At 39.4% G+C, this 26,682-nt stretch carries 25 protein-coding genes; 14 read left to right on the top strand and 11 right to left on the bottom strand.

Going from position 1 to position 26,682, the window contains the following annotated elements:
- Positions 1–9: 9 nt before the first annotated feature.
- The 5 genes from BQ2679_RS00675 (at position 10) to BQ2679_RS00655 (ending at position 6,278) form a co-directional block, all read left to right on the top strand.
- Entirely contained in the window at positions 10–930 is a 921-nt protein-coding gene (locus tag BQ2679_RS00675; RefSeq protein ID WP_075565119.1) for a carbohydrate ABC transporter permease, read from the top strand.
- Positions 931–1,036: 106 nt separating this feature from the next.
- A complete protein-coding gene (locus BQ2679_RS00670) occupies positions 1,037–2,521 on the top strand; it encodes an ABC transporter substrate-binding protein (protein ID WP_075565117.1) in 1,485 nt (494 codons plus the stop codon).
- Between the two features lie 378 nt (positions 2,522–2,899).
- Complete coding sequence (locus BQ2679_RS00665; protein ID WP_075565114.1) at positions 2,900–4,093, top strand: L-lactate MFS transporter; 1,194 nt, start codon at positions 2,900–2,902, stop codon at positions 4,091–4,093.
- A gap of 206 nt (positions 4,094–4,299) precedes the next feature.
- A complete protein-coding gene (gene trhO, locus BQ2679_RS00660; protein WP_075565112.1) occupies positions 4,300–5,286 on the top strand; it encodes an oxygen-dependent tRNA uridine(34) hydroxylase TrhO in 987 nt (328 codons plus the stop codon).
- Between the two features lie 122 nt (positions 5,287–5,408).
- The gene (locus BQ2679_RS00655; protein WP_075565110.1) at positions 5,409–6,278 is read left to right on the top strand and encodes a DUF4299 family protein; all 870 of its coding nucleotides are present in this window, start codon (positions 5,409–5,411) and stop codon (positions 6,276–6,278) included.
- 95 nt (positions 6,279–6,373) lie between these two features.
- Here BQ2679_RS00655 and BQ2679_RS00650 read toward each other — a convergent pair whose 3' ends face one another.
- The 7 genes from BQ2679_RS00650 to BQ2679_RS00620 form a co-directional block, all read right to left on the bottom strand.
- A complete protein-coding gene (locus tag BQ2679_RS00650; RefSeq protein ID WP_075565108.1) occupies positions 6,374–7,387 on the bottom strand; it encodes a DUF6574 domain-containing protein in 1,014 nt (337 codons plus the stop codon).
- Positions 7,388–7,435: 48 nt separating this feature from the next.
- Entirely contained in the window at positions 7,436–8,389 is a 954-nt protein-coding gene (locus BQ2679_RS00645) for a DUF4097 family beta strand repeat-containing protein (protein WP_075565106.1), read from the bottom strand.
- A complete protein-coding gene (locus BQ2679_RS00640) occupies positions 8,382–8,975 on the bottom strand; it encodes a DUF1700 domain-containing protein (RefSeq protein WP_075565103.1) in 594 nt (197 codons plus the stop codon). The genes BQ2679_RS00645 and BQ2679_RS00640 overlap by 8 nt, the downstream gene beginning before the upstream one ends.
- Complete coding sequence (locus tag BQ2679_RS00635; protein WP_006149048.1) at positions 8,962–9,288, bottom strand: PadR family transcriptional regulator; 327 nt, start codon at positions 9,286–9,288, stop codon at positions 8,962–8,964. Before BQ2679_RS00635 ends, BQ2679_RS00640 begins: the two co-directional genes overlap by 14 nt.
- 173 nt (positions 9,289–9,461) lie before the next feature.
- Positions 9,462–9,887 carry a hypothetical protein gene (locus BQ2679_RS00630; protein ID WP_075565101.1) on the bottom strand — a complete coding sequence of 142 codons (426 nt, stop codon included), beginning with the start codon at positions 9,885–9,887 and terminating at the stop codon, positions 9,462–9,464.
- A gap of 41 nt (positions 9,888–9,928) precedes the next feature.
- The gene (locus tag BQ2679_RS00625) at positions 9,929–11,425 is read right to left on the bottom strand and encodes a gliding motility protein (RefSeq protein ID WP_075565099.1); all 1,497 of its coding nucleotides are present in this window, start codon (positions 11,423–11,425) and stop codon (positions 9,929–9,931) included.
- A 350-nt stretch (positions 11,426–11,775) separates the two neighbouring features.
- The gene (locus BQ2679_RS00620) at positions 11,776–12,942 is read right to left on the bottom strand and encodes a CynX/NimT family MFS transporter (RefSeq protein ID WP_075565096.1); all 1,167 of its coding nucleotides are present in this window, start codon (positions 12,940–12,942) and stop codon (positions 11,776–11,778) included.
- A gap of 214 nt (positions 12,943–13,156) precedes the next feature.
- On the opposite strand from BQ2679_RS00620, the gene BQ2679_RS00615 reads away from it, so the two are divergent.
- From BQ2679_RS00615 to BQ2679_RS00605, 3 genes are all read left to right on the top strand, one after another.
- Positions 13,157–14,191, top strand: coding sequence for a glycosyltransferase family 2 protein (locus BQ2679_RS00615; protein WP_075565094.1), 1,035 nt, complete (start codon positions 13,157–13,159; stop codon positions 14,189–14,191).
- A gap of 57 nt (positions 14,192–14,248) precedes the next feature.
- Positions 14,249–16,099 (top strand): polysaccharide biosynthesis protein, encoded by a 1,851-nt coding sequence (locus BQ2679_RS00610; protein ID WP_075565092.1) that lies wholly within the window; start codon positions 14,249–14,251, stop codon positions 16,097–16,099.
- A gap of 149 nt (positions 16,100–16,248) precedes the next feature.
- Positions 16,249–16,686 (top strand): DUF805 domain-containing protein, encoded by a 438-nt coding sequence (locus BQ2679_RS00605; protein WP_075565090.1) that lies wholly within the window; start codon positions 16,249–16,251, stop codon positions 16,684–16,686.
- 98 nt (positions 16,687–16,784) lie between these two features.
- On the opposite strand, the gene BQ2679_RS00600 is transcribed toward BQ2679_RS00605, so the two are convergent.
- Genes BQ2679_RS00600 through sdaAB form a run of 3 tightly spaced genes read right to left on the bottom strand, consistent with a single transcriptional unit; the run spans position 16,785 to position 19,002 of the window.
- Entirely contained in the window at positions 16,785–17,426 is a 642-nt protein-coding gene (locus BQ2679_RS00600; protein ID WP_075565088.1) for an HAD hydrolase-like protein, read from the bottom strand.
- Between the two features lie 23 nt (positions 17,427–17,449).
- The gene (gene sdaAA, locus BQ2679_RS00595; RefSeq protein ID WP_075565086.1) at positions 17,450–18,322 is read right to left on the bottom strand and encodes an L-serine ammonia-lyase, iron-sulfur-dependent, subunit alpha; all 873 of its coding nucleotides are present in this window, start codon (positions 18,320–18,322) and stop codon (positions 17,450–17,452) included.
- Positions 18,323–18,330: 8 nt separating this feature from the next.
- A complete protein-coding gene (gene sdaAB, locus BQ2679_RS00590) occupies positions 18,331–19,002 on the bottom strand; it encodes an L-serine ammonia-lyase, iron-sulfur-dependent subunit beta (RefSeq protein ID WP_075565084.1) in 672 nt (223 codons plus the stop codon).
- A gap of 242 nt (positions 19,003–19,244) precedes the next feature.
- Here sdaAB and apf point away from each other — a divergent pair, with 242 nt between their 5' ends.
- Complete coding sequence (gene apf / locus BQ2679_RS00585; protein WP_075565082.1) at positions 19,245–19,895, top strand: aggregation-promoting factor; 651 nt, start codon at positions 19,245–19,247, stop codon at positions 19,893–19,895.
- A 160-nt stretch (positions 19,896–20,055) separates the two neighbouring features.
- Here apf and BQ2679_RS00580 read toward each other — a convergent pair whose 3' ends face one another.
- The gene (locus BQ2679_RS00580) at positions 20,056–20,820 is read right to left on the bottom strand and encodes a hypothetical protein (RefSeq protein WP_075565081.1); all 765 of its coding nucleotides are present in this window, start codon (positions 20,818–20,820) and stop codon (positions 20,056–20,058) included.
- Between the two features lie 304 nt (positions 20,821–21,124).
- On the opposite strand from BQ2679_RS00580, the gene mnmA reads away from it, so the two are divergent.
- From mnmA to BQ2679_RS00560, 5 genes are all read left to right on the top strand, one after another.
- Complete coding sequence (mnmA, locus tag BQ2679_RS00575; RefSeq protein WP_075565079.1) at positions 21,125–22,246, top strand: tRNA 2-thiouridine(34) synthase MnmA; 1,122 nt, start codon at positions 21,125–21,127, stop codon at positions 22,244–22,246.
- A 139-nt stretch (positions 22,247–22,385) separates the two neighbouring features.
- Complete coding sequence (locus BQ2679_RS00570) at positions 22,386–22,841, top strand: NUDIX hydrolase (RefSeq protein ID WP_075565077.1); 456 nt, start codon at positions 22,386–22,388, stop codon at positions 22,839–22,841.
- Positions 22,842–22,849: 8 nt separating this feature from the next.
- Positions 22,850–24,766, top strand: coding sequence for a tRNA uridine-5-carboxymethylaminomethyl(34) synthesis enzyme MnmG (gene mnmG, locus BQ2679_RS00565; RefSeq protein ID WP_075565075.1), 1,917 nt, complete (start codon positions 22,850–22,852; stop codon positions 24,764–24,766).
- An 86-nt stretch (positions 24,767–24,852) separates the two neighbouring features.
- Positions 24,853–24,987: a hypothetical protein gene (locus tag BQ2679_RS11125; protein ID WP_262362246.1), complete on the top strand. Its 135-nt coding sequence runs from the start codon at positions 24,853–24,855 to the stop codon at positions 24,985–24,987.
- A 44-nt stretch (positions 24,988–25,031) separates the two neighbouring features.
- Positions 25,032–26,585 (top strand): damage-inducible protein CinA, encoded by a 1,554-nt coding sequence (locus BQ2679_RS00560; protein ID WP_075565072.1) that lies wholly within the window; start codon positions 25,032–25,034, stop codon positions 26,583–26,585.
- Positions 26,586–26,682 lie beyond the last annotated feature (97 nt).

Genomic DNA, 26,682 nt, shown 5'->3' with positions numbered 1-26,682 from the left:
GAGGAGCATATGGCAAAAAAAATCAAAAAAGAAAAAATTGATAAAGTCGGCATACACTCCTTCGGAAAAAAAGCAAACATCTTCTTCAGTATCATATCAGGTTTGCTGGCCTTCTCTTGTATATTGCCTTTTATCTTCGTTATCATTATCTCAGTTACAGATGAAACCAGTATCGTTCAAAATGGATACAGTTTCTTCCCTGCTAAGTTTGGTTTAGATGGTTTTGAGTTTTTGACTCAGTTTCAAGATAAGATTTTACAGGCGCTCTTTATCTCTGTCTTTGTAACGGTTGTTGGTACATTGACAAATGTCTTCATCACAACAACATACGCCTATGCCATCTCACGTTCAACATTTAAGTATCGTAAATTCTTTACAATCTTCGCTCTTCTTAGTATGTTGTTCAATGCTGGTTTGGTACCAGGCTATATCGTGGTAACTCAATTGCTTCACCTTGGTGATACCATTTGGGCTCTGATTATTCCAATGCTTCTATCTCCATTCAACATCATGTTGATGCGTTCCTTCTTCAAGAAGACTATCCCAGAAGCAATTCTCGAATCAGCTCGTATCGATGGTGCCAGCGAGGCTCGGATCTTTTTCCAGATCTGTTTGCCACTTTCACTACCAGGTATAGCAACAATCACGCTTTTGACAGCTCTTGGCTTCTGGAATGACTGGTTTAACGCTCTTCTTTACATCAAGAGTGACAACTTGTATCCATTGCAATATTTGCTCATGCAGATTCAACAAAATATGGACTACATTGCTAAGTCAGTTGGTTTATCAGGTCAACTTGCAGTTGCTCTTCCAAAAGAGACAGGACGTATGGCAATGGTTGTAGTTGCGACTGTTCCAATTGCGATTCTTTACCCGTTCTTCCAACGCTACTTTGTAAAAGGTTTGACCATTGGTGGTGTTAAAGAATAGTGCTAGTTGAGAAACATAGTTTCTCCCTCTCTAACTTCGTCCTTGTGATAGAAGTTAAATATCATTACATTGTTTATAATTAAAAATAAAAAAAGGAGTTTTTATCATGAAAAACTGGAAAAAATATGCTTTTGCTTCTGCTAGCCTTGTAGCTTTGGCTGCTAGCCTTGCAGCTTGTGGAAACCTTAAAGGGAATAACCAAAAAGCTGCTGAGTCAACTTCAGGCGACAAAACTGTTATCAAAATGTACCAAATCGGTGATAAACCAGATAACTTGGATGAATTGTTAGAAAATGCAAACAAAATCATCGGAGAAAAAGTTGGTGCTAAATTGGATATCCAATACCTTGGATGGGGTGACTACGGTAAGAAAATGTCAGTTATCACATCATCAGGTGAAAACTATGATATCGCATTTGCAGATAACTACATCGTAAACGCTCAAAAAGGTGCTTATGCTGACTTGACTGAATTGTACAAGAAAGAAGGAGCAGAACTCTACAAAGCGCTTGACCCAGCTTACATCAAAGGTAATACTGTAAACGGCAAGATCTATGCAGTTCCAGTTGCAGCTAACGTTGCATCTTCACAAAACTTTGCTTTCAACGGCACTCTTCTTGCAAAATATGGAATCGACATCTCAGGTGTAACTTCATACGAAACACTTGAACCAGTCTTGAAACAAATTAAAGAAAAAGCTCCAGATGTAGTTCCATTTGCAGTTACTAAGAACTTTATCCCATCTGAAAACTTCGACTACCCAGTGGCAAACGGTCTTCCATTCGTAATCGACCTTGAAGGAGACACTACTAAGATCGTTAACCGTTACGAAGTTCCTCGTTTCGTAGAGCACTTGAAGACTCTTCACAAATTCTATGAAGAAGGATACATTCCAAAAGACGTAGCAACAAGCGATACTTCATTTGACCTTCAACAAGATACTTGGTTCGTACGTGAAGAAACAGTAGGACCAGCTGACTACGGTAGCAGCTTGCTTTCTCGTGTTGCTAACAAAGACATCCAAATCAAACCATTTACTAACTTCATCAAGAAAAACCAAACAACTCAAGTTGCAAACTTTGTAATCTCAAACAACTCTAAGAACAAAGAAAAAGCAATGGAAGTGTTGAATCTCTTGAACACTAATCCAGAACTCTTGAACGGTCTTGTTTACGGTCCAGAAGGCAAAAACTGGGAGAAAATTCAAGGTAAAGAAAACCGTGTTAAAGTCCTTGATGGTTACAAAGGAAACACTCACATGTCAGGATGGAACACTGGTAACAACTGGATCCTTTACATCAACGAAAACGTTACAGATGAACAAATTGCACAATCTAAGAAAGACTTGGAAACTGCAAAAGAATCTCCAGCGCTTGGATTCATCTTCAACACTGACAACGTGAAATCTGAAATCTCAGCTATCACTAACACTATGCAACAATTCGATACAGCTATCAACACTGGTACTGTAGACCCAGAAAAAGCTATTCCAGAATTGATGGAAAAACTTAAATCTGAAGGTGCTTACCAAAAAGTATTGGATGAAATGCAAAAACAATACGACGAATTCTTGAAAAACAAAAAATCTTAAGAACAATTGATTTCGTGTATTCATTCCTAAAAGATGCGATCACTGCCTTGTCTGGAGTTTTCCAGACGGGGTGGTGATTCTTTTTATAGTTGATGCGAAAAGGCTAAAGAGATGGCTATAATAGCCTTTTAAATATACGATAATAAGATATGAATAGGGCTTAATTGAGCTAATACCCCTATTAGTTTAATTAAGTAGATTTTTAAATGAATCTAGCTTATAATAAATATATAAGACAATGAAAGCGCTTAACATTGTGAAAATTACTTTATCTATTTAGTGATTTCTAGACTAGCTACCTAGGATAAGTAGGTAAAAACCGACAATATTTGTCAACAATTCCCTTTGGGGATAAGAATTTTACATGAGGTTATTCATATGAAAAAAACACCCAATCGTTGGTTAATTTTGGCAGCAGCCATTTTAACGAATCTCTCTCTAGGTGCTGGTTACGCCTGGTCAGTCTTTCAAAAGGCACTGCTAGAAACCAATGCTAGTCAAGGATGGGTTCAAGCCCAAACTTCTTTGGCCTTTAGTATTTCTTTTGCAATGGTACCTGTTGGTATGATTATTTTTGGTCCTAAAGTCGATTCAGTAGGACCTAAGAAATTTGTATTCCTAGGTGGTATTCTCTTCGGTGCTGGTATGTTCGCTACTGGATTTGCTACCACTCTTCCAGTCCTTTATCTTACTTACGGGGTTGTCCTAGGACTTGGTATTGGTTCAGCTTATGGAGCATCTACTTCAGTTGCTACTAAGTGGTTCCCAGATAAAAAAGGTCTAGCTGGTGGTTTGACAGCAGCAGGTTTCGGGTTAGGTCCCCTTATTATCGGTCCAGTTGCCAAATCTTTGATTGCTTCTATGGGTGTTTACTCAACATTCAAAGTATTAGGTATCATTCTTCTAATTGTTATTTGTACTTCTTCATTGGTAATGGAGAAAGCTCCTGCAGCTGCACCTGCAGCTGGAGCATCTCAACCAGAAGGTAAAACTTACAAAGAAATGCTTCGTGACGGAAATTACTGGCTTCTATGGTTGATTTACGTTCTTGGTGCTACTGGTGGAATGATGATCATCGGTACTGCAGCATCAATTTCTGACCAGTATCAACTTGTAGGAGAAGCTACACTCTTCGTTATGTTAGTATCTATCGCTAATACATTTGGACGTATCTTCTGGGGTTCAGTATCTGATAAGATCGGTCGCTACCCTACAGTTATCGCTATGTTTGGAGCAATTGCTGTTGGATTATTGCTTACAGCCTTGTTCAAAGGCCCAGGAAGCATCTTGGCTATCCTTGGAGTTATGATGGTTGCCTTGTCATTTGGTGGATTCCTAGGTTCATTCCCAGGTATCACTGCTGAAAACTGGGGAGTAACTTATGTAGGAACAAACTACGGTTGGATGTTTACTGCATATGGTGTGGCTGCGATTGCTGGTCCACAGCTTGGTGCACGTCTTGCACAAGCAAACCAAGGAGACTACACAATGGCCTTCTTCATCGTTATCGGTATGGCTATCGTTGGTATTCTTCTCCAACTCTTCTACATGTCTAAAGCTAAAAAAGCATAAACATTAATCCTTGGAAAATCCTTGGAATTTTCCAAGGATTTTTTTATTATTTTGATTTAGATGTAGGATTGCAAATCAAATTTAGCTCCTGCCAGAGGAGGTTAATTTTCAGTCAAATAAATTGCAATCGCTTTTCTTTATCGGTATACTAGTATAGTTAGATGAAAAATTCTGAAAATTTAAGAATAGAAAAGAGAACAAATCTTATGGCAAAAGATATTCGTGTCTTACTTTACTACCTCTATACTCCAATTGAGAATGCGGAACAATTCGCTGCAGATCATTTGGCCTTCTGTAAATCTATCGGTCTAAAAGGTCGTATCCTTGTGGCTGATGAGGGTATTAACGGAACAGTTTCAGGTGACTACGAAACAACACAAAAATATATGGACTATGTTCACAGTCTCCCAGGAATGGAGAACTTATGGTTCAAGATTGATGAGGAAAACGAGCAAGCCTTCAAGAAGATGTTTGTTCGCTACAAAAAAGAAATTGTTCACCTTGGTCTTGAAGACAATGACTTTGACAATGACATTAATCCATTAGAAACAACTGGTGCTTACCTATCTCCAAAAGAGTTCAAGAAAGCTTTACTTGATGAAGATACCGTTGTCTTAGATACACGTAATGACTACGAATATGATTTAGGTCATTTCCGAGGAGCAATCCGTCCAGAAATCCGTAACTTCCGCGAGTTACCACAGTGGGTTCGTGATAACAAGGAAAAATTCATGGACAAACGTGTTGTCGTCTATTGTACAGGTGGCGTGCGTTGTGAAAAATTCTCTGGTTGGATGGTTCGTGAGGGTTATAAAGATGTTGGTCAATTGCACGGAGGTATCGCAACATACGGTAAAGACCCAGAAGTTCAAGGTGAGCTTTGGGATGGTAAAATGTATGTCTTTGATGAGCGTATCGCAGTGGATGTCAACCATGTGAATCCAACCGTTGTTGGTAAGGACTGGTTTGATGGAACACCATGTGAGCGCTACGTTAACTGTGGCAATCCATTCTGTAACCGTCGTATCTTAACGTCAGAAGAAAATGAAGATAAATACCTTCGCGGGTGCTCACATGAATGCCGTGTTCATCCACGCAATCGTTATGTCTTAGAACATGAATTAACAGAAGCTGATGTAATTGAGCGTTTAGCAGTACTTGGTGAGAGTTTAGATCCAGCTACAGCAGTATAAAAAGCAAACAGTCCTGAGGGGCTGTTTTTCTATGCTTTTTACCCAAAAATCTAAAATTTGTTTCTGCATCTTTCAGGAAAATAGTGTATACTATATGTAAACGATTTCAAAGGAGCCGATGTATGGTGAAAGCATTTTTTATTCCAAATAAACAAAGTGTCCTAGGACAACAGGAGATTTTAACAGCAAAATCAATCTTAGCCCTTGTAGATGGCTTGGAATCTCATAGTTATGATGCTATCTATCTCCGTCAGCCTCTCAATCGCCTTGAGTATATCGAGTGTGCTGTTGTGGGTAAGTCTCAATTTCTCTTTAAAGTTAGCTATGAAGATAGCAAGAAAGGCTATCAAGTTGTCATTCCTGATTTTATCACAAGAGCTGACTGGGAAATTGTAGAAGATCTTTTGCGAGGATTTTCTAGTAAGATAGGAGAAGCAGTTGAAGGTTTTGAGGACTTCGACTTGAATCTTTATTTCCAAGAAACTGTTAAAAACTATTTAGCTGACAAGGCTGCTCGTCTATATTTCTGCCAAGGAATTCTTTCACCTATTTATTTTAATAAGACGGATTTGGAAGCTTTCTTAGAACAAGATGGTTTGACACGTTTTGAAACTCTGGTCAAAAAGGTTCAAGAGTCTGATGCTTATCTTGCAACCCTCAGATTTTACCCAGATGGCCAAGGCAAGATTCACGGCATCTACCATTTAGCCCAGGGAGTTAAGACTATCTTACCGAAGGGGCCTGTTGTTCCTGCTCCTTACATTGAGCAATTGGCAGGTAAAGATGTCATCTGGGAGATTGACTTGGTGAAAATATCTGGAGATGGTTCTAAGCCTGAAGACTATGAAGCAGTAGCCAGATTAGATTACAAAGCCTTCTTAGAAGCTCTTCCAAAAGAACTTTATCAGGACTTGGATGCCAACCAAATAGTGGTAGGACCAATCTTAGGGGAAGATTTTGAAGCTTTAGTAAATAGTGAACTGGAGAAATAAACGAAAGATAGTAGTTCTAAAAAATAAGAAAAGGCAGATTTTTGGTCTGCTTTTTGTGTACAAAAAATCCTGTCAAGTTCTGACAGGATTTCATGTTAGATAAAGGCTAATACTTTAATGTAATCAAAGATCAAGGACAATTCTGCTAGGAAAAAGAGAAATAGGATGCTTCCGTTGACTAGGAAGGCCAAGAGAAGGCGATAGAAGGGATCGGTTTGACTATCCTTGCTAGGTCTTGAGATGATGTAGAGGTTAGCAAGAAGTACCATAACTAAGCTAATCAGACATAGAAAGATGGCAAATTTGAGACTGTTAAAGAATGCGAAGAAACTAGCCAAACTTGTCAAGAGGATTGGAATAGCGAAGAGTCGGCTGTACTCTTGGAAGGTTTTATCTAGTGTCCAGTCATTTTTTTGATCGACGAAACGTTTGACTACAAATCCACCCATGAGAATTGAAAAGAAGAAGAGACTTGTCGCTACTAGGATGGAGAATACCGAGAAGAGATTGAGAGACGGAAATTGTTCCATGAAGTGAGCATCGATGCTTGCCATACGACCATAGTAGCCTTGTTTGGCGTGATAAACTGTAAAGAGGAAGCTTGTAGCAGAAAAGATAGTTAGTAGCGCAAAGGCATTATAACTATGTTTCTTATCTGTATCAAAACTAGCTGTGGGTTCTTTCAAAGCTCCTCGTAGCCAAATCCAAAAATCAGTAAATTCTTCTTTGAAGATTGCTGTTTTTGTAGGGACAGGGTCTGGGACAAATGGACTTTCCAAAGATTTGCTAGGCTGAGGTGCTTCCTTAACCGGTTTTTCTGCTTGGTCTGTCTTTGTTGCCAGTTCTTCTTGTTCTTCAGTCTCTACAGATTCTTCTGACTTGTCTATCTTTTCTGTATTTTCCACGATCTCTTCGTGTTCGCCATTCTCTACTTTTTCTAGGTCAGCTTCTTGTTCTTCAGAATTGATTTGAAGATTTTCTTCAACCACTGGCAACTCTTCTTTTTCTTTTAACTCTTCTTGGGGAATGACTGGGTCAGATGGGTTATCTTTTTTCTCATTGTTGGCTGTTTTCTCGAAATCAGCACTTTCGAACCATTCTTGAGTCATGATGGGACCTCCTTTTTTATTTCTTGTTTGAGTAGTAATGATTAACTATTATTCATAATTTCTCGAATTGGGTGAGCGATCCGGTTCGTCTGGAATGTTGATATCTTGACCCGCCTTTGCGACGAGGAGATCTTGCGTATCTTTTTTCTCTACGTTGTAAGGATTGGAGAATTCTTCGTCCTTATTTTCATGATTTCCCTGAACAGGATGAACTCCTTCTCGAGTTCGATGATAAATAGCGCCGTGTTCAGATGAGAGGTTAAGATTGATTCTCTCAAGTTCTTTTTTGGATAACTGGATGACCATATCTTTTTTTGACTCTAGCTCCACCTTACCATGTACTTGAATATCCTCAGCAGAGATATGTTGATGGTCTGCTTGGATACGGCTATCTGTTAGACTGGTTTCAAATACATTGACAATTCCAGTTGTGATCAGTTGGCTATTTTTAATCTCGCTATCAGTGATACGAAGAAGATAGCCATTTGACAGAATCTTGGCATTGCTGAGTTTTACATCGGCAATCGAAAGGACACCATGATTAACCTGCGCTGTTAGGTTTTTTAATTCTCTTCCTCTTGGTAGTGATAGAACGACTTCATTATTGCGACTTGAGACTCCACTTGCGATAAATAGGATTCCCTCGATACTAGAACCTACAGAACGACGTGTAGTTGACTTGGTGTCAGAAATCTCAAGAGTTTTTTCTTTGGTAGAATGTTGAAGATTTTCTTTTTCAGAGATAGTTGGATGATACTGGATATGGATCTTATCATCGTTTGACTCCGTAATGACGAGCGAATGTTGTGTTAGTGAGATGTTAAGATTTTCGATATCTTGATCGAAAACGAGTTCGTCCATTCGGCTTTCAAAGACTGGATTTTGAGACATTGCAAGGAGGCTTCTGACCCCATCGGTTTGGATGCCGATGATGATCATGGCAAAACCGATGATACTAGTAACAACTCCAAAGATAAGAAATCCTTTTGTTAATTTACGCATGACTTTCACCTCTCTTTCCTCTATTAAGAATCCACTGAATAAGTCGAAGGATTAGTATTCCAAAGAAACGGGTCACATAGGAAGTCGCTAGCAAGACTAGGGACGAAGCTCCGATTGCCAGTAAACCTCCACCAAAAATCAGAATAAAAGCAGATGTAGATTCAGCCAGAACGTAGAAGCTTTCAAATAGGAGAACGCCTCCTAGGATTAATCCAGCTGCTGATACAGCAAAGAAGGCTAAAAGTACACTAACTGCAGCGATAAAAATCCCGATGATAGCCATGAGAAGACCAATCCCGACTGGAATTCCGATAGGAGCTGCAAGAAGGGCTAGTAGAGCGATGCGTAAAATATGGTGGTCGTTCTTACTGGAATTTTCTTCGTTGATTTTCTTATCAAGAAGTGTAGTCAGGACATCATGGGCAGCTTCTTTTGGACTTCCAAGGCTAGCTATTAGGTCTTCCTCACCTTCTGGACCAGCATCATCAAAGAGTTCTTTGAAGTAGTCCATGGCTTCGATGCGATCAGATTGAGGAAGCTTCATCAGATAGGCTTCAAGCTGATTCAAATATTCAGTTCTTGTCATGGCGAATGCTCCCTTCTATGATGCCGTTGATAGTGTCAGTGTAGAGTGTCCACTCTTCTCTGAGTACAAATAGTTGCTCCTCCCCAATCTCTGTTAAGGAGTAGTATTTCCGCATCCGACCTTGGTATTCGCGAGAGTATGTAGTCAGATAGCGGTTGGTATCCAGTTTTTTCAAGATGGGGTAGAGGGTAGATTCCTTGATTTTGGCAATGAGTTTAATGGTTTGACTAATTTCATAACCATAGGAATCCCCTTGTTCTAGGATGGCCAAGATGAGAAATTCAATCAAGGCCGCTGATGTTGGAAAATACATGGGGCACCTCCTTTTTTAGTATATAAAAATTTTATATATAATTATTCTACACATACATCATACATCTATTTGTAAGCCCTGTCAAGTAATATGTGTAAAATTTTTATATATAAAAAATCTTCTATCAAAAACTAGAAGATTGGAGGCTGTTTTGCATTACTTTGAGGCAATGCTTATCTGTAATCCTCATCATAAATGGGCGGAAGATAAAAATACTTGTCTTCAATCTTGATTTTGGCACAGAGGATGCCGTTTTGATAGACATATCCGTTAAATGGAGGATAGCTATCCAAGTTTTTTAGGATATTCTCAGGTAAAGAACTAAAATTGTAATCCCTCAGAGCCCCAGAACCAATCAATCTTTCAGTCCGATAAGCCTTGATTTCTTTGTCATATTTTTTGAGAAATTCTTCTCGTTTGCTTTCAAAGAGAGCCAAATCTCCGTCATCTAACTCGTAATAGCGTTCGTAACCAGCAATCCAAGAAATATAAACACACAGTAAAGATTTTTCTATCTCAGGAGAGTAGCCAATTGTAAAGTAATTTTCTTTGTCGACCTGCCGATTTTCGACTGTGATAGTCTGTATAAAGTTAGTCATGATAATCTCCGTTTCAAGAATGAACTAGAAAGGTTTCTCATTTAAAAATCTTTTAGCTCATCAAAGATTTCTATAAATTTTTCTTTGTCCATCCCTAAATCTTCAGGTAGTAAATCTAAGATCTCGACCAGGGCATCATAGATATCCTCTCTCTCGATTGTTTCAATAAAACAGTTACGCTTGTCCATTTTATTGAAACCTTGAGTATATTCTCTTATGAGGACTTCTATGTGTTTCATAGTGTCCTCGTTGGGTTTTTCTAGAAGCTTTCTAACACTTGCTCTAGTCTTTCTATATAGAGAGGCTGCTTTTTTTGCGTTTGCGGTTGAAATATTCTCTTGTCCATCCCATGAGCGAAATGGATTGTCTAGGTTTTGGGCAAGCCATTCAGCTTTTCTCGGTTTTGTTATCCAAAGATTCAGTCCCTTGTCCTGCTGTTTTTTATAATATTTTTTGGCTACTTTAGCGGCCTCTTCTGGTAAGCTGCTCATCCAAAACATGCTTAATCGAGGTAAATCTTCTGGTTTTGGAATATCCTCTGCGGTAAAGCCAAACAAATCAACAGTTGAAAAATTGACTAACTCTTTTAATTCTGACAATTTATGGAAATTGAGAATATGACCAGGTTTCCCCCACAATCTTAATTCCCTAAGCCTTGGATAGTTATTCAAGATTTGTACAAAGTCTATTTCAAGGATGTTAGAGCAATGGATGGCTCCTAAATCTTTTAATCCCAGTGCCTTAGGTAGAGAACTATCAAGTTGTAATCGTAAGCTGGCTCCATGGTCCTTTACAAGTATTTGACAATTGTCGCTCATGTCTCCTAATAAGACTAGCTCCTCCAAATCATCGTTCAATCTAAGTTCCTCTACGCCTGTCAAATCAATGGAAAGCCGATGTATGGATGTCTTAGAAAAATCCAGTTTTGTTTGTCTATGATTTTTAAGAACTAGTTCTGTAATAAAAGGAGTTGACTGCAAATACTCATATATATTTTTGTGCCATCTCGTTAATGTCAACTTAGATAAACAAGGGAAGATTTTTAATTCTAATGCGTCTTCAAAAGGCATCCACTCGTCATTGATATTGTGTTTAGAAATACGGCACTCATTTCCTGTAAATGAAACTTTTTCCTTGCTTTTATCTGCTTTCTTAAATAAATCTCTTTTTTCTTTTGGTATTTCTTGCCATTTCAGTTGCCTATAAATATCGTAACCATTCCCCCAAAACATAGCATATGTGTTTGTGCTTTCGGTTGTTAATGGTGTTGTATTACCAATAAAAATATAATGTGACGGTACATGAATATCAACATTACTGAGATGTAAGTTTCTTTCCCAGTACATAAAATCTATATAGAGTGGTTTCAAAGAAGATAGTTCTTCTTCTCTAAGAGGTTGTTTTCCCGACCAGTCTAAAGACAGTAGGACAGCCTGCGGCTTTTTCTCCCCCTCTTCTATCTTGGTTATCTGACAAGCTGTGTATTTTTTTAGATGGAAATTGTAAACACAATAGACGTCCCCTGCTTTTGCTAGCATACAAATTTCTCCTTATATGATTCGATGGTCCTTGGTTAATCGAGATTTTTTATCTAATCAAAATTTCTTAATGGTGTTAAAACAATTATAAATGTAGACGTTTATAATTTCAACTTTAGCATCGCTTCAACTATCAATTCCGAAAGTAATAACCTTTTATGTACCCAAACAGTGCTACTCCTAATAAATTGTAACCGAAGTTTTCCTAGCTTTATTATATCATTTTTGCGCATAGTAAGAGTAGTATGCTTGGTAAATCTATACTTTGTAAAATGTTGTTAAGATCCAAAAAAACCAGACTCAGTCTGGCTTGAAAAGTGTGTTTATCTGTGATAAATTCTAAAACCTTTTTAGAGGATTTTATCTGCTCGATCTACCATAAATAGGGAGATTGTCATGATGATATCAATAACTAGAAGAGCCAATACAGCTGGGATCCAGGAATGGAACATGTCAAAGCTGTAACCAAAGAGGGCTGGGCCGACAGCTGCCAAAATGTAGCCGCCGGTCTGGGCAAGTCCAGACAATTGGGCCGTCTTTTCAGGCGAGCTTGTTTTGATGGAGAAGCAAACCATGAGATAAGGGAAAAGAGCGCTACAGGCAGTACCAATCAAGAGATGCGCTACTAACCAGTAGAGGAAACTCTTGCTCGGGTATAAGAGCATGGCAATTCCAAGCAATCCAGCGATAGAGATGACTGTCAGCATGATTTGACGGTGACGATTGGGCAAACGAGTCGTTAAACTTGGAATAGTCATCGAAAAGGGGATACTAGTCAGAGAAAAGATCGAAGCTAAAAGACCGGCATCTGTGTGAGATAAGCCAGCGCTGATTGCAATGGTAGGTAACCAGGTCATGCTGGTATAGAAGAGTAAGGACTGAAGTCCACCGAATACAATAATAGCCCAAACTTGCTTGTTTTTTAAGATATTCTCTTTCTTTTGTTTTTTCTCACTTCCTTTTAGAAAATGATTGTGACGATGGTTGGGCAACCAGACCACTAAAGTTAGTAGGCAGACCAAGGATAGGCAGAGGATCAAGCCTTTCCAAGAGCTTGCTTGAGTAATGGGTACAGAAAGATAGGAAGCAAGAGCCGTTGCAATCCCCATAGAGGTCACATAGATTGTTGTCAGAAAGCCAATCTTTTGTGGGTGATTTGCCTGAATAACACTAGGAAGGAGCACGTTAAAGATGGCAATACTTGCCCCGATAAGTAGAGTTCCTAGATAGAGAAGTGGCAGATTAAAGATACGAATCACTGACCCGAGAGTCAAGAGTATCAGGCTATATGTAAAAAGAAGCTCGAGCCCAATCTTTTGAGCCAAACGGGTCGCAAAAGAGGAGAAGAGGGCAAACATCAAGAGAGGAAGGCTAGTCAAAACCCCAAGGGAACTGACTTCTACTCCTAAACCTTGAGCAATATCTCCTAAAATAGTCGGTAGGGCTGTAAAAGGAGCTCTTAAGACCGCTCCGATTAAGATAATTCCTAGAATAAAAAAGAGTGATCGTTTTTTCATGTGAACCTCGATAAGACGATTTTAATAACAGCTTATTTTAAGTTTTTTTCCTATAGATGTCAAGTTAAGGGACAAAAAGCTATGCTATGAAAGGATTCAGCTACTCCCAAAAACTAGATTAGCTTTACTAGTTTTTTTCTGGGATTCAAATAAAAATAGGAAAGTCAGGGAAATTGTGATAAAATAGTGAAAGAAAATATTTAGGAGACTGTAAGTGATTCAACAAATCGATAATTTAATCGTCTCTATTGTGATTAGTGCTTATAATGAAGAAAAATATTTACCGGGCTTAATTGAAGATTTAAAAAGACAGACATATAATAAAGAAAATATTGAAATTCTATTTATTAATGCAATATCCACAGATAATACAACCGATATTATTCAGCGATTTATCTCTGAGAATACTGAATTTAGGTCAATTAGATTGTATGATAACCCTAAAAAGAATCAAGCAAGTGGCTTTAATTTAGGGATTAAGAATTCTAATGGAGACCTTATTTTGAAGATTGATGCGCACTCCAAAGTCACAGAGAATTTTGTGAGGAATAATGTTGAGCTAATCAATCAGGGAGAATATATCTGTGGTGGCCCTAGACCGACGATTGTTGAAGGCGAAGGGAAATGGTCAGAAGCTTTACATATCGTTGAAGAAAATATGTTTGGAAGTAGCATCGCAGATTATCGAAACAGCTCTCAAGACAGATATGTTTCTTCAATTTTTCATGGTATGTACCGACGAGAAGTTTTTGAGAAAGCTGGTCTAGTCGATGAACAGCTTGGAAGAACAGAAGACAATGAACTTCATTATCGTATCAGAAATCACGGATATAAGATAAGATTTAGTCCTAACGTTTTATCTTATCAATATATTCGACCCACATTTAAAAAGATGCTCCACCAAAAGTATTCAAATGGTCTATGGATTGGATTGACAACTCATGTTAAACCAAAATGTCTATCTATTTTTCATTATGTTCCCTTTGCTTTTGTGTTAAGTATTATTGTCAGTACTATATTACTACCTTTTTCTCCATTCTTTTTAATGTTTCTAGTAGCAGTTTATAGCCTATTTGTAATTTCATTGACTATACTTACCTTATTGAAACATAAAAATGTAGCATTGCTCTTAATGCCATTTATGTTGTTTTCAATCCATTTTGCCTACGGCATAGGCACAATAGTTGGGTTGATTAAAGGTTTTAAATGGAGAAAAAGTTATAAATCTGAAATTCAGTATTTAAATTAAGACTCCTTATCTCATGCTCAATTAAACATTTTCTCTGTATAGGAGGATACCATTCACATGAATAAAAAAATGACAGATTATGTAATTGATCTGGTTGAAGTATTAAATAAACAACAGAAACAAATTTTTTGGGGATTTTTTGATATTGCCAGTATGGTCTTATCAATTATTGTTTCCTATATTCTATTTTATGGCTTGATTAATCCAGCCCCGGTAGACTATGTCATTTATACAGGTCTAACCTTCCTTTTCTACCAACTGATGATTGGATTCTGGGGGCTTAATGCTAGTATTAGTCGATATAGCAAAATAACAGATTTCATGAAGATTTTCTTCGGAGTAACTATCAGTAGTATCTTATCTTATGTTATCTGCTATGCTTTCTTGCCGCTCTTTTCTATCCGCTTTATCGTACTTTTTATCCTATTAACAACTTTCTTGATTCTACTTCCTCGTATCACTTGGCAGTTGATTTACTCAAGACGTAAAAAGGGAAATGGAGCTGGAGAACACCGTCGTACCTTCTTGATTGGTGCTGGTGATGGTGGCGCGCTCTTTATGAACAGCTACCAACATCCTACTAGTGACCTTGAACTAGTTGGGATTTTAGATAATGATGAAAAGAAAAAAGGCCAGAAACTTGGGAAGATTCCGGTATTAGGTTCTTACAATGAGCTCCCTGAACTTGCTAAACGTTACAGGGTTGAAAAAGTGATTGTTGCGATTCCTTCCTTGGATCCATCTGAGTACGAACGTATTTTGCAGATGTGTAACCAGCTTAATATTAAATGTTTCAAGATGCCCAAAGTCGAATCTGTCGTACAGGGCCTTCATCCGTCTGTTAGTAGTTTCCAAAAACTGGACCTTGCAGACTTGTTGGGAAGACAGGAGATTCGTTTAGATGAGTCACGTATCGGAGATGAGATACACGGCAAGACGATTTTAGTTACTGGCGCAGGGGGCTCAATCGGTTCGGAAATCTGCCGTCAGGTTAGTCGTTTCAGTCCGGAGCGAGTTGTCTTGCTTGGACATGGAGAAAACTCCATTTATTTGATTTATCATGAATTAATTCGTAGTTTCCAAGGAATTAATTATGTTCCTATCATTGCGGATATTCAAGATTATGAGCGCTTGCTTCAAGTTTTTGAACAGTATGAACCAGCCATTGTCTACCATGCCGCAGCCCACAAACATGTTCCTATGATGGAGCGTAATCCAAAAGAAGCCTTTAAAAATAATATCCTTGGAACATACAATGTTGCCAAGGCAGTTGATGCAGCGAAAGTGCCAAAAATGGTCATGATTTCAACTGATAAGGCCGTCAATCCACCAAACGTAATGGGAGCCACCAAACGTGTTGCAGAGTTGATTGTTACTGGATTTAACCAGCGTAGCAAATCAACCTATTGTGCGGTGCGTTTCGGGAATGTACTTGGTAGTCGGGGTAGTGTAATTCCTGTCTTTGAGCGTCAGATTGCTGAAGGTGGGCCTGTAACGGTGACGGATTTCCGAATGACTCGTTACTTTATGACCATTCCAGAAGCTAGTCGCTTGGTAATTCATGCGGGCGCTTATGCAAAGGATGGAGAAGTCTTTATCCTTGATATGGGCAAACCAGTACGCATTTACGATTTGGCTAAGAAAATGGTTCTACTCAGTGGCCATACTGAAAATGAAATTCCAATCGTAGAAGTAGGTATTCGCCCAGGTGAGAAGCTTTATGAAGAGTTGCTTGTATCTACTGAGTTAGTTGAAAACCAAGTTATGGATAAGATTTTTGTTGGTAAGGTTAATGTTATGCCTCTAGACAAAATCGATCAAAAAATTGAGGAATTCCGAGCTTTGCGAGGAGCTGAATTGAAGAGAGCTATTATTAGCTTTGCTAACGAAACGACACATGTTGATTAAACTGAACTGCATTCTTAAAAAGAGTGCAGTTTTTATGTGAGTATTATCCTATGTAGTCGCTTTATCTATTCTCAATTTTGGACAGACTTGTCAATAGTGACTATGTGTGATAAACTGATACTAAATAAAAAATATATAGGGAGTCTATGATGATTAACGCTTATAAAAATTTCTTTAAAGGCTATGTTGATTTTGCAGGCCGTTCAACACGTTCCGACTACTGGTGGATTTGGTTAGGAAATATGATTTTGTATATTCCTTTCTTCTTCGCATACGGAAATGCTATATCTAACCCACAGGATGAGGGGGCTCTTATAGGTTTGGGTGGAACTGCTATTATCTATATGGTCATAGGACTAGCACTTCTCTTGCCGTCACTTGCTTTGATGGTCCGTCGCCTTCGAGACGCTGGTTTCCACTGGGCACTTATCTTTATTTTATTCGTTCCACTGGGTAGCATTGTTCTTCTTGTACTTTTGGCTATGCCGACAAAGGAAGAAGCAACTCCTGCAATCAGTGAGGCTCAAGAAGTTCGAGTTGAAGAAGTTATCGAAGCTTCACCTTTTGAAGAGACAGACAATAAATAAAGGTAACTAAGCTCTGTTGTTATATCTTATTTACTAGTCTCTTAATTCTGGTAAACAAGTCTAAAAGACTCCCAAATCTTCATTTGGGAGTCTTTTTATTAGTTTTTCTTCTGAAGATGAGATAAAAGATCTGTTGACTGATGGGCAACCCAATCAGGTTGGTAGCTCATCAACTCTTCTTCTTCACCGAATCCCCAGGTTACGGCCAATGTTTTTATCCCTGTTTCCTGGGCTCCAATCATATCATATTTGGTATCTCCTATAATGACGACCCTATCTGGGTCTAGGTTATGAGTTTGGAGAGCTTGGCGAATGACATCTGCCTTATGTAAAGCCTGAGGACTTGAACCATAGATGCCGTCAAAGAAGTGGTCAATACCAAAATTACGAACCATATTTTCTGCTATTGGAGTGTTTTTGGTGGTTGTTATATAGAGGGGATAATCCTTGGATAATTCTGAAAGTATACTTTCTATGTTTGGGAAAAGCTTAGCTTCGTAAACTCCCTTATCCTTATAGTAGAAACGATAAAGCTGGACAGCTAGTTCGATCTGATTCTGTGGTAAACAACTAGCAAAGCTTGTTTCAAGTGGAGGTCCCATAAAACCTCTGATAGTCTTGGCGTCCGGACTAGGGACACCAAGTTGGTTAAATGCATAAGTGAAACCATTATGAATGCCGATAGAGCTATCAACAAGTGTTCCGTCCAAATCAAAAAAGATGGCTGATAGAGATGGCATAGATTCTCCTAGTAGTCTTGAAATTAGTCGCCGAAGATTTCTTTTTGAAGGCGTCGGCCTGTAGGGGTAGCAGCAAGTCCTCCCTCTGCAGTCTCACGGAAGGCAGTTGGGAGACTAGAGCCAACTTGATACATGGCATCAATGACTTCATCAACTGGAATTTTTGATTCAATACCTGCTAGGGCCATGTCAGCTGCAATAAAGGCAAAGCTTGCCCCCATAGCGTTTCTCTTGACACATGGTACTTCAACTAATCCTGCAACGGGGTCACAGATAAGGCCCAACATGTTTTTAATAACAAAGGCAATCGCCTGGCTAGCTTGGTAAGGAGTTCCACCAGCGGCTAAGGTAAGAGCAGCAGCACTCATGGCTGAAGCAGAACCGACTTCAGCTTGGCATCCTCCTTCAGCTCCGGAAATGGAGGCATTGTTAGCAATGACAAGTCCAAAAGCCCCAGCTGCAAATAGAAAATCGAGTTGTTGTTCGTGTGTTAAATCTAACTTTTCAATGGCAGAAGTTAGAACTGCTGGGAGGCATCCTGCACTTCCTGCAGTAGGTGTTGCACAAACGAGTCCCATCTTGGCATTGTGTTCATTAACTGCAATGGCATTACGAGCGGCAGATAAAACTGTCAAGTCTGACAGGGTCTTTCCTTGTTTGATATAGTGATCGAGCTTGGCTGCATCTCCTCCGGTTAAACCACTACGGGATTTGTTTTCGCTGAGACCAAGCTCGACAGAAGCTTTCATGACTTCAAGGTTACGTTTCATGAGTAGAAGAACTTCCTCTCTCTCTCGTCCAGTTAGCTCATACTCAGTAGTAATCATGAGCTCAGCAACATTGCCTTGGAAATCTAGTTCGGCTTGTTCAACTAATTCTTTGATAGAGTAAAACATATTTTCTCCTATTGAAAGAAATTGACATTGTGTAAATGAGGAATTTTACGAATTTCTTCGATAGATTCTTCACAGTTGCGACTATCAACTTCGATAATCATAATTGCTTTCTCACCAGCTTTTTCTCGAGTTACATTCATTTGAGCGATGTTGATACCAAAGCGAGAAAGAGCTTCTGTCACATGAGCAATCATACCTGGAACATCTTGATGAACGATGATGATGGTAGGGGTGTTCATGTTGAGAGATACGGCAAAACCATTTAATTCTGTCACCTGGATATTGCCACCACCGATTGAAATACCAGTAACACTAATGCTCTTATGAGCATTTTTTACAGTAATTTTAGTGGTGTTAGGGTGAGGGGCGTTACTATCCTTTTGAATCGTCCAAACAATCTTGATTCCACGCTTATGAGCAATCTCTAAGCTGTTTGGAATTTCAGGATCATCCGTATCCATTCCCAAAATACCAGCTACAAGGGCAAGGTCTGTTCCGTGTCCACGATAGGTTTTTGCAAAAGAGTTAAAAAGCTGGAATTCGACTTCGGTCGGAGTATCATCAAAGATAGAAGAGACGATTTTTCCGATACGAACAGCTCCTGCCGTGTGACTACTAGACGGCCCAATCATTACAGGACCAATAATATCAAAGACAGATTGAAAACGAAGTGATTGCATCTGTTTCCCCTTAAAAAAATTCTTGCTTCTATTATATCAAAGATTGCTTTCCTTGGCTTGAATCCATCACGAAATATCTTTTTCCTACTTAAATGGTGTAAATTAGGGCCTTTTGTGACAAAAAATGTCTTTTAGGGGTAAATAAAAAACAGTCTTGTAACATTTCTACACAAAAATGTTAAGAAATAGTAATATTTCTAGGGTATCATAGAATTATAAGAAAGAAGGAGAAACTTTTTTAAATGAAATCAAATATTAGAACTAAATTTGCTGGATTAGCAGTTGTACTTGCTTTTCTTGCACCATCATTAACTTTTGCACAAGAATCAAAAACTTATATTGTTAAACCTGGAGATACTCTTTCAGAGATTGCTGAAACTCACAACACAACAGTTGAAAAATTAGCTAAATTGAACAACATTAAAAACATTCACCTCATCTATGTTGACCAAGTATTGGTTATCGACGGTGAAGCTCCAGTAGTTGCTGCAACACCAGCGACGACAAAACCAGCAGCACCTGCTACAACTGATGCATCTGCTACTACTGAAGCTCCAGCCCCAGCTGCTGTAGAAGAAACTCCAGCTGTAGAAGAAACTTCTGCCCCAGCAGCTGCAACACCAACTCCAGCAGCAGAGAGCACTCCAGCCCCAGCTGCGACTGTAAGCGGATCAGAAGCAGAAGCTAAAGAATGGATTGCTCAAAAAGAATCAGGCGGTAGCTACACAGCTACAAACGGACGTTACATCGGACGTTACCAATTGACAGATTCATACTTAAACGGTGACTACTCAGCTGAAAACCAAGAACGTGTAGCAGATGCTTATGTTGCAGGACGTTACGGTTCATGGACAGCTGCTAAGAACTTCTGGCTTAACAACGGTTGGTATTAAGAAATAAAAAAAAGAGCCTTGAAAGGCTCTTTTTTGTACTTTTATTTGATAAAAGATAATCTTTAAACATTAGTGATGACAAAAGTATTAAGTCTGGCGCTTTTACTGAATGGTTCCACCTGAATTAGCAAGATGAACTGTTTGTATCGTGAATTTCAACCTAATCACTATGGCTATTAGACTCTGCTTGAGAACCAGAAGAATCAGCAGCTTGATTTCCTGCATTACTAGCACTATCAGAAGAATAGTGCTCAACTGCAGGTGCCTGGGAATTATTGATACTTCCAGATGATTCAGTGTAGGTTGGAGTGTAGTTTCTATCTTCTGAATTGTTGGCTTCTACTCCCTGAACGCTACTAGTCGTTTCTGTTTCCTTTTGCTCTTCTTTTTTAGTCAAGGTTTCAACTTGTTTTTTGAATTTAGAGATGAGTTCTTGAATTGGTTTTGTCTTTTCTTCAATAGAAGTTTGTCCGTTAGCAGAGTTAATGTTTGTAATGATTCCTAGTATTTTTTGTAAGGAAGTGATGGCTGCTTCAAGTTTTTGTTTATCCTGAAACTGGCTATCAGAATCCTTTATATCTAATTTCAAAGCTTTTTCACTATAATGATTTGTGACTTTATCGGCAGTAGAAGCGAGAAAGTCTGCTAATGTCTTTTTGCCTTCATCAGTAGTTGGTTTTAATTCTTGAATTTTTTTCCAATCTTCTATAATGGTTTCAGAATCGATATTAAAGTCTTTAATAGCGTTTTTTACTTGTTCAACATCTTGTTGATTTTGTTGTTGTTTGATGAGAGCAATGTTTCCTCTCTCTGCTTGAACACGTTCTTGATGAATGACTAAGCCTGCCAAAAGTCCAAAACCTGCAACAACTATAATAGTAAAAATGGTATTTTTTGATTTTAGTATGTCTTTGTAGTTGTTCACAATCGTTTTACGCACATGGATGATGGTATATGTAAGGAATCATGTGCGTATTCCTCCTTATAACAGTATATCATTTTTAGTTGATTTTAAAAATAAGTTTTTAAAGAGAATAGAGATTTAGGGATGAATTAATTTCTTTTGTATCCTATCTTCATGCATTTATGGAAGATCTTGATAGATTATCAGCCTCTTTCTTGTCTTCTCTATTTAAGCATGTTATAATGAAAACTGCTCAAACGACCTTCAATCGTGATAGCAAACACGACCTTCAATCGTGAATAAACGAATAGATGGGAGAACTACCATGAGTGATAACTCTAAAACACGTGTTGTCGTGGGGATGAGTGGTGGTGTCGATTCGTCGGTGACGGCTCTTCTTCTCAAGGAGCAGGGCTACGATGTGATCGGTATCTTCATGAAGAACTGGGATGACACAGATGAAAACGGCGTCTGTACGGCGACCGAAGATTACAAGGATGTGGCTGCAGTGGCAGACCAACTTGGCATTCCTTACTACTCTGTCAATTTTGAAAAAGAGTACTGGGACCGCGTTTTTGAGTACTTCCTAGCGGAATACCGTGCAGGACGCACGCCAAATCCAGACGTGATGTGTAACAAGGAAATCAAGTTTAAGGCCTTTTTGGACTATGCGATGACCTTGGGAGCAGACTATGTGGCAACTGGGCACTATGCCCGTGTGTCGCGTGATGAGGATGGCATTGTTCACATGCTTCGTGGCGTGGACAATGGCAAGGATCAGACCTATTTCCTCAGCCAACTTTCACAAGAACAATTACAAAAGACTATGTTCCCATTGGGACATTTGGAAAAGCCTGAAGTTCGCAGACTAGCAGAAGAAGCAGGCCTCGCGACTGCTAAGAAGAAAGACTCGACAGGGATTTGCTTTATCGGAGAAAAGAACTTTAAAGAATTTCTCAGCAACTACTTGCCAGCTCAGCCTGGTCGAATGATGACTGTGGATGGTCGCGATATGGGTGAGCATGCTGGTCTGATGTACTATACGATTGGTCAGCGTGGTGGACTCGGGATCGGTGGACAACACGGCGGGGACAATGCTCCTTGGTTCGTTGTCGGCAAAGATCTGAGTCAGAACATTCTCTATGTAGGTCAAGGATTCTACCATGACTCGCTTATGTCAACTAGCTTAGAAGCCAGTCAGGTCCACTTTACTCGTGAGATGCCAGAAGAGTTTACGCTAGAATGTACAGCTAAATTCCGCTACCGTCAGCCTGACTCCAAGGTGACTGTTCATGTCAAAGGGGATAAGGCAGAGGTCATCTTTGCGGAGCCACAGCGCGCCATTACACCAGGACAGGCAGTTGTCTTTTATGATGGTGAAGAATGTCTTGGTGGTGGTTTGATTGATAATGCCTACCGCGATGGCAAGGTTTGTCAGTACATTTAGATTGACAAATGTTCTCAATTTGCTACAATAATAAAAGCAATAGAAATGATGGTCAAAGCTCATGGATGTTGCAGGTCTTTTTGTCCTGCACTTCTTACGAGTTTTGACTGTTTTTGTGTCGTTTAAAGGAAAGGACAAAATGACTCAACAAGACTTTCGGACAAAAGTGGGGAATACGGTTTTTGGCGTTCGGGCGACAGCTTTGATTCTTCAAAACCGCAAGCTCCTAGTCACCCAAGATAAGGACCAGTATTACACCATTGGCGGCGCTATTCAAGTCAATGAAAGAACGGAAGATGCGGTAGTTCGCGAAGTAAAGGAAGAACTTGGTGTCAAAGCAGAGGCTTTGCAGCTAGCTTTTGTGGTTGAAAATCGTTTTGAACAGGACGGTGTTTCCTATCACAACATCGAGTTTCATTATCTGGTGAACCTGCTAGAGGATGCCCCATTGACCATGCAGGAAGATGAGAAAAGGCAGCCCTGTGAGTGGATTGACTTGGACAAGCTTGAGGATTTCCAACTAGTTCCAGCCTTTTTAAAAACAGCCCTGCCAGCTTGGGACGGCCAACTAAGACACATTCATTTTGAGGAATAGGAGAGAAAATGACTTATAATTTTACGGAAGAATACGATATTATTGTTATCGGTGCAGGACACGCTGGGGTCGAGGCTTCCTTAGCAGCTAGCCGTATGGGTTGCAAGGTCTTGCTTGCGACTATTAACATTGAAATGTTGGCTTTCATGCCATGTAATCCGTCTATTGGTGGTTCTGCCAAGGGGATTGTCGTGCGTGAGGTAGATGCCCTTGGTGGCGAAATGGCTAAGACCATTGACAAGACTTACATCCAGATGAAGATGCTTAACACTGGGAAGGGGCCAGCTGTCCGTGCCCTTCGTGCGCAGGCTGATAAGGAACTTTACTCTAAGGAAATGCGCAAGACGGTTGAAAATCAAGAAAATCTAACCCTTCGTCAAACCATGATTGATGAGATTTTGGTGGAAGATGGCAAGGTTGTCGGTGTTCGTACAGCTACCCATCAAGAGTATGCTGCCAAGGCCGTTATCGTAACCACAGGGACAGCCCTCCGTGGGGAAATCATCATCGGAGATCTCAAGTACTCATCAGGGCCAAACCACAGTCTAGCTTCTATTAATCTAGCTGATAATCTCAAGGAACTTGGACTTGAAATCGGTCGTTTCAAGACAGGAACTCCACCGCGCGTCAAGGCTTCCTCTATCAACTATGATGTGACAGAGATTCAGCCAGGGGACGAGGCGCCAAATCACTTCTCTTACACTTCACGTGATGAAGATTATGTCAAAGACCAAGTGCCGTGCTGGTTGACCTACACCAATGGTACCAGTCATGAGATTATCCAGAATAACCTCCATCGTGCGCCTATGTTTACAGGTGTGGTTAAGGGAGTGGGACCTCGTTACTGTCCGTCGATTGAGGACAAGATTGTGCGTTTTGCAGACAAGGAACGCCACCAACTCTTCCTAGAGCCAGAAGGACGAAACACAGAAGAAGTTTATGTCCAAGGGCTTTCAACAAGTCTTCCTGAGGATGTCCAACGTGACTTGGTTCATTCTATCAAAGGTTTGGAAAATGCAGAGATGATGCGAACTGGTTATGCTATTGAGTATGACATGGTTTTGCCTCATCAGTTGCGTGCAACTCTGGAAACCAAGAAAATCTCAGGACTTTTCACAGCTGGTCAAACAAATGGTACATCTGGTTACGAAGAGGCAGCAGGTCAAGGGATTATCGCGGGTATCAACGCAGCGCTGAAAATCCAAGGTAAGCCTGAGTTAATTCTAAAACGAAGCGACGGTTATATCGGAGTGATGATTGATGACTTGGTGACCAAGGGGACCATTGAACCTTACCGTCTCTTGACCAGTCGTGCAGAATACCGCCTCATTCTCCGTCATGACAATGCCGATATGCGTTTGACTGAGATGGGGCGCGAGATTGGGCTTGTTGACGATGAACGTTGGGCTCGTTTTGAAATCAAGAAAAATCAATTTGAAAATGAAATGAAGCGTTTAGACAGCATCAAACTCAAGCCAGTCAAGGAAACAAATGCTAAGGTTGAGGAGATGGGCTTCAAGCCCTTGACAGATGCGGTGACAGCCAAGGAATTCCTTCGTCGCCCAGAAGTCTCTTACCAAGATGTGGTGGCTTTCATCGGACCTGCTGCTGAAGAGTTAGATGACAAGATTATCGAATTGATTGAAACAGAAATCAAGTACGAAGGCTATATCTCAAAAGCCATGGATCAGGTTGCCAAGATGAAACGCATGGAAGAAAAACGGATTCCAGCGAATATTGACTGGGATGATATTGACTCTATCGCGACTGAAGCTCGTCAGAAGTTCAAGCTCATCAATCCAGAAACCATTGGCCAAGCTAGCCGTATTTCAGGTGTAAACCCAGCAGATATTTCCATTCTTATGGTGTATCTGGAGGGGAAAAATCGAAGTATTTCTAAAAACTTAGAAAAGAAAGTTGACTAATTTAAAAAAACTGAATTCTCTTTGGGGATTCAGTTTTTTGATAGATTTTTCCTTATTTTTCGAATAGAGAGTATAGGGGGAAAGGGATGTTAACGATAGAAGAAAAAACTTTTTTAGACATTTATAAAAAGGCTTCCTACCATCGTTTTTATGAGATTGAACGTTTTGTTTATTTATGTGACAAGTTGAACAAGTGTCAACCACAAGCTGACAAGCACTAGAGTTTTTGATATACTAGAACAAATCAGATTGTAGGAGAGAGAGAATGAATGTAAATGATAACTTAGAAGATGCTCTGACACCGTCTTGGACAGAAGTGGAGGATTATCAAGGAGAAGAAGTGGAAGGATTAGAGGAAAATTCTCAACAATTATCTCCGATTCCATTTTTAAGAATTATTATCTGGACTACCTTGGTTACCCTTTTGTCAGCAATTACTCCAGTGCTATTAGGGGTAACAAGTCTGCAACATTCAGCTGACTCATATATTGGCTGGGCTTTGCATCAAGGTGGGGATATTTACACAAACTTTTTTGGAAGTGAAGGTTTGTTATATTACTTGCTCCAGTTCATTGTTAAAGGCAGTATAGTATTTGCTGCCTTCTACTGGTTGGCTTTGCTGGGTTCGGGAATCTTCCTTTTCAGAGCAGCAACAGCTATATCTAAGATAGATAAACAGGTTCATCAATTGTTGATAGGATTCTACCTTCTTGCAGGAGGTTTGAGTTTTGGTGGGGGCTATGCAACTATTTTGGCCTTGCCATTCTTGTTTTATGGGCTTGATTTGGCTCTAGCTTATATGGTAGATTCCAATAATGACAAAGTTTTTTTACGAATTGGGATGAGCATGGCTCTAGCATTTTTCTTAGCTCCTTTGCCAGCCGCTTTGTATTCTTTGATCCTATTTTTGGCTTTATCAGCCTTCAATATTGTTCGTCGTCGCTTAAGTCATGGTCTTTATCAATTTTTTGCTGCTGGGCTTGGATTTTCACTTTTATTCTACCCAATTGGCTATTATACAGTGTATAAGGGAAGTTTTGGGAATGCCATTGGTCAAATTCTCTATCCAGTAGATAGTTTGAATGTATTTTCAAACCCTGCTTTATTAGATAACCTTCTCTTTTACGGCTTACTAACGCTTTCCCTTGGTGCCGTAGTACTTGTTTTTACTGGATTTTTCCAGTCTAAGCCAGTTGAAATAGAATATTTTGCTATCTTTGCAGGTATTGCGTTAATACTCCTGGTTGGTTTATTGATATTCTCTACAGAACCGATTCATGGGAGTCGTTTAGTAGTGTATCTGCCCTTTATGACAATCCTCTTATTAGCAAGAATCGGGGAGAAGGAATTAAAGGGAGCTGATCGCCGTAGAAGACATAGAAGAGAATCGACTCTGCTGGGAGACTTTCTTAGAATTAATGTCTATTTACCGATTTTTGCCCTCATTTATTTAGTGGCTGCCCCCATTGTTGGTCGATATGTCCTCCATCAAGATCTTTATCAAGAACGTGGACGTATAGAATCAATAGTGAAAGAACAAACTAAGGAAAGTGATTCTATTTATATTTGGGACAATCAGATTGATATGTATCAGTCTAGCGAGCGTCTATCAGCCAGTCATTTATTGGCCCCGAATCTACATACAAGTCTAGCTGAGAATCAGACGATACTGCTTAATGATCTGCGTGAAAATAAGCCGAAGATGATTGTAGTCAATACAAAATTGAATCTTTGGAAAGAAGTGGAGCAGTTGTTAGCTCAAAATTATCAGCAGGTTCAGAGTGATCTTGCAGATTTCAAACTTTATAAATTAAAATAAAATAATCAATATCTTGTGTAAAAAAATCATTTTTTCAAAAAAACACACAAGATATTGATTTTTATTTTTTTAGTGATATAATACTTCTTAGATATTA

Source organism: Streptococcus timonensis (assembly GCF_900095845.1).
Lineage (GTDB): Bacteria > Bacillota > Bacilli > Lactobacillales > Streptococcaceae > Streptococcus > Streptococcus timonensis.
This window is presented reverse-complemented; position numbering and strand designations above follow the sequence as displayed.

Bases quoted from the DNA above. Each gene is read 5' to 3' on its own strand.
- BQ2679_RS00675 (WP_075565119.1), top strand. From the start codon at position 10: ATGGCAAAAAAAATCAAAAAAGAAAAAATTGATAAAGTCGGCATACAC.
- BQ2679_RS00670 (WP_075565117.1), top strand. From the start codon at position 1,037: ATGAAAAACTGGAAAAAATATGCTTTTGCTTCTGCTAGCCTTGTAGCT.
- BQ2679_RS00665 (WP_075565114.1), top strand. From the start codon at position 2,900: ATGAAAAAAACACCCAATCGTTGGTTAATTTTGGCAGCAGCCATTTTA.
- trhO (WP_075565112.1), top strand. From the start codon at position 4,300: ATGGCAAAAGATATTCGTGTCTTACTTTACTACCTCTATACTCCAATT.
- BQ2679_RS00655 (WP_075565110.1), top strand. From the start codon at position 5,409: ATGGTGAAAGCATTTTTTATTCCAAATAAACAAAGTGTCCTAGGACAA.
- BQ2679_RS00650 (WP_075565108.1), bottom strand. From the start codon at position 7,387: ATGACTCAAGAATGGTTCGAAAGTGCTGATTTCGAGAAAACAGCCAAC.
- BQ2679_RS00645 (WP_075565106.1), bottom strand. From the start codon at position 8,389: ATGCGTAAATTAACAAAAGGATTTCTTATCTTTGGAGTTGTTACTAGT.
- BQ2679_RS00640 (WP_075565103.1), bottom strand. From the start codon at position 8,975: ATGACAAGAACTGAATATTTGAATCAGCTTGAAGCCTATCTGATGAAG.
- BQ2679_RS00635 (WP_006149048.1), bottom strand. From the start codon at position 9,288: ATGTATTTTCCAACATCAGCGGCCTTGATTGAATTTCTCATCTTGGCC.
- BQ2679_RS00630 (WP_075565101.1), bottom strand. From the start codon at position 9,887: ATGACTAACTTTATACAGACTATCACAGTCGAAAATCGGCAGGTCGAC.
- BQ2679_RS00625 (WP_075565099.1), bottom strand. From the start codon at position 11,425: ATGCTAGCAAAAGCAGGGGACGTCTATTGTGTTTACAATTTCCATCTA.
- BQ2679_RS00620 (WP_075565096.1), bottom strand. From the start codon at position 12,942: ATGAAAAAACGATCACTCTTTTTTATTCTAGGAATTATCTTAATCGGA.
- BQ2679_RS00610 (WP_075565092.1), top strand. From the start codon at position 14,249: ATGAATAAAAAAATGACAGATTATGTAATTGATCTGGTTGAAGTATTA.
- BQ2679_RS00605 (WP_075565090.1), top strand. From the start codon at position 16,249: ATGATTAACGCTTATAAAAATTTCTTTAAAGGCTATGTTGATTTTGCA.
- BQ2679_RS00600 (WP_075565088.1), bottom strand. From the start codon at position 17,426: ATGCCATCTCTATCAGCCATCTTTTTTGATTTGGACGGAACACTTGTT.
- sdaAA (WP_075565086.1), bottom strand. From the start codon at position 18,322: ATGTTTTACTCTATCAAAGAATTAGTTGAACAAGCCGAACTAGATTTC.
- sdaAB (WP_075565084.1), bottom strand. From the start codon at position 19,002: ATGCAATCACTTCGTTTTCAATCTGTCTTTGATATTATTGGTCCTGTA.
- apf (WP_075565082.1), top strand. From the start codon at position 19,245: ATGAAATCAAATATTAGAACTAAATTTGCTGGATTAGCAGTTGTACTT.
- mnmA (WP_075565079.1), top strand. From the start codon at position 21,125: ATGAGTGATAACTCTAAAACACGTGTTGTCGTGGGGATGAGTGGTGGT.
- BQ2679_RS00570 (WP_075565077.1), top strand. From the start codon at position 22,386: ATGACTCAACAAGACTTTCGGACAAAAGTGGGGAATACGGTTTTTGGC.
- mnmG (WP_075565075.1), top strand. From the start codon at position 22,850: ATGACTTATAATTTTACGGAAGAATACGATATTATTGTTATCGGTGCA.
- BQ2679_RS11125 (WP_262362246.1), top strand. From the start codon at position 24,853: ATGTTAACGATAGAAGAAAAAACTTTTTTAGACATTTATAAAAAGGCT.
- BQ2679_RS00560 (WP_075565072.1), top strand. From the start codon at position 25,032: ATGAATGTAAATGATAACTTAGAAGATGCTCTGACACCGTCTTGGACA.